2 protein-coding genes are annotated in these 2,202 nt (G+C 41.6%); both read right to left on the reverse strand.

The genetic code is table 11. The annotated features are described in order from the left end of the window. Positions 1 to 98: 98 nt before the first annotated feature. The gene (locus tag L876_RS0116235; protein WP_028764757.1) at positions 99 to 608 is read right to left on the reverse strand and encodes a GNAT family N-acetyltransferase; all 510 of its coding nucleotides are present in this window, start codon (positions 606 to 608) and stop codon (positions 99 to 101) included. Positions 609 to 611: 3 nt separating this feature from the next. Beyond that, positions 612 to 1,784: a MerR family transcriptional regulator gene (locus tag L876_RS0116240; protein ID WP_028764758.1), complete on the reverse strand. Its 1,173-nt coding sequence runs from the start codon at positions 1,782 to 1,784 to the stop codon at positions 612 to 614. Between the last annotated feature and the right edge of the window lie 418 nt (positions 1,785 to 2,202).

Consider the following 2,202-nt stretch of genomic DNA (forward strand, 5'->3'; position numbering starts at 1 on the left):
GTTCTCACTTATGTTGCCTTCCCGTGTAGTGCCATAGAAGTAATCAGCAAATAATGGTGCTATGGTATTGATTGACTATGGGTGGCTTATTATCTGCATTAGTTGTCAAAGAAAGCAGAGTGATAAGCAACTTCGCCTGTCGGAATATTGTTGGCTAGCGATATAGCTAGGAAATACTCTGATGGGACACCTGGAAGTGTAAGGTTTGGCTGTGACTCAAAGCCAAATCGGCCATAATATTTTGGTTCACCGAGTAGCACTACACCCTCAATACCTTGTGTTTTAAGTTGTGCTAAACTTTCACGAATAAGTGCACCACCGATACCTTCACTTTGACGCTCTGGCATTACTGATACTGGGCCTAAACCATACCAAACAGACTCCTCGCCATTAATAAAAATCGGTGAAAAGGCAATATGACCAATGATGCCAGTTTGATCTTCACATACTAGAGCTAGTGATAATACTTTTGCATCACGTAGTTTATTGACGATCAAGTGTTCTGTTGGTTTAGCACCTGGTTCATGGTGTGGATGGTTCTCAAACGCTCGATAAATAAGAGTTTCAATTTCTGTAATGTCTGAGTGATTTTCAGCTCTAATTTTCATGTTTTAACCTTTGTTTTTTAGTATAAATACTTGGTAACCATATTGACCTAAGTATTGCTCGTGTATCTGTAGTTCTTTGCGTAAATCATCGAGTGCATTAGAAGAAAAACCTTCATCTTCAACCTGAGTGATTTTTTGAATCAATGGAGCCAGATAGTTGCGCCACGACTGTTCACTCTGTGTAAAGCTCTCTATAACCTCATAGCCTTCTTTCATCATCTCTTTGATGCGTTGCTTGCTCGTCGCCATGTCTGGATAGTTTTGTTGCCAAAACTCTATGGCTTCGGCATCTGGGTTATCGGTCAGCCAAACCAAGTCACTAATAACTAAGTAGCCATTACTCTTGAGAAATGGTTTCCAACCTTTGAGTGCCTGCTTTACTCCCATGATATAAGCACTGCCTTCTGACCAGAGCACATCAAATTGCCCCCGATCAAATGGCATCGCTGTCATGCTGGCACAAATCGTTGTTATTCGATGTTCAAGAGAATGGTCTTTAACCTTCTCTTTAAGGCAGCTTAGGCAGTACTCATCGTTATCGAGTGCCGTTAAATTGAAGGCTGAATTTTTTGCCAGCAAAGTGGTTGTGACTCCTTTTCCACAGCCAATCTCTAGCGCATCGCCCGACCTAATAGGTAAAGAACGTAATGCTTTGAGATAGTCAGCTTCATCACCTGGCCCCAGCCGATCTAACCCTTGAAAAATAGCTTCAAAATCAGCCATGTATTGTTCATGTTCATTCATATCTTTCGAAAGCCACTTTAGCCTCAAGGCATTCTTTTCACTGAAACCTTGTTTCATTAACCATTCTAGATGTGCTGATGGAGCTTCTTTTTCCATTGACTGGTGCCACTCCTTCATAGAGTTCATGCCAAGCATTGAGGAAAGAAGCTCTCTTGCTTTTTGTTTTTGGGCGATTTCTTCATCCAATACATTAAGCCTATGAAGTAGCAGCTCTCTGTCGATTTGTGCCTTTAAGCATGCTTGGCACTCTTTTAGGGTTAGTCCGCCAGCTTGTAGTTGTTGTAATAGTTTTACACGTTGAACATCTTTGTCTGTATAGCAGCGATACCCATTGCTTTGCCGCTTGGCAGAAATCAGTTTGAGTTTTTCGTAATAGAGCAAAGTGGAACGGCTCAATCCGACTTTTTGTGCCAATTCAGAAATACGGTACATGGGGTTTCCTCTCATTTATGAGCGAACTATAAACTATGAAGCTTTAGACAGGTCAATATTTATTTTGGCAGAAACTTGAAAATAATCGTGGTAGTAAGAATGGTTTCGAATCGCGGCCAGAATCACCATGCCTGCTTTAACTTGCATGAAATCGGTATTTATACGCACACACCTCGCTTGGAATTCTTGTAGCGCAACGGAAGGAGTTCTCTACTTTCGTTCAAGATGACTACCAAAATAAGCGGTGGTGGCTTAGGTTTTGCGATACCTGTATCAATTCATTGGTTGCTAATTTAGGTAATGCACTGACAAGCTTCTGTCCAAAAGCTTCTCACAAGGTCAAATCGAAGAGATAGAAAACTCGGTGCGAACACAGTTGTGACCTTCTGAGGCATGGATGCCGAGGTAGAGCTCACAT

The organism is Shewanella colwelliana ATCC 39565 (genome assembly GCF_000518705.1).
GTDB lineage: Bacteria > Pseudomonadota > Gammaproteobacteria > Enterobacterales > Shewanellaceae > Shewanella > Shewanella colwelliana.

Excerpts from the sequence above, each read along its gene's own strand:
- L876_RS0116240 (WP_028764758.1), bottom strand. The coding sequence starts at position 1,784 with ATGTACCGTATTTCTGAATTGGCACAAAAAGTCGGATTGAGCCGTTCC.
- L876_RS0116235 (WP_028764757.1), bottom strand. The coding sequence starts at position 608 with ATGAAAATTAGAGCTGAAAATCACTCAGACATTACAGAAATTGAAACT.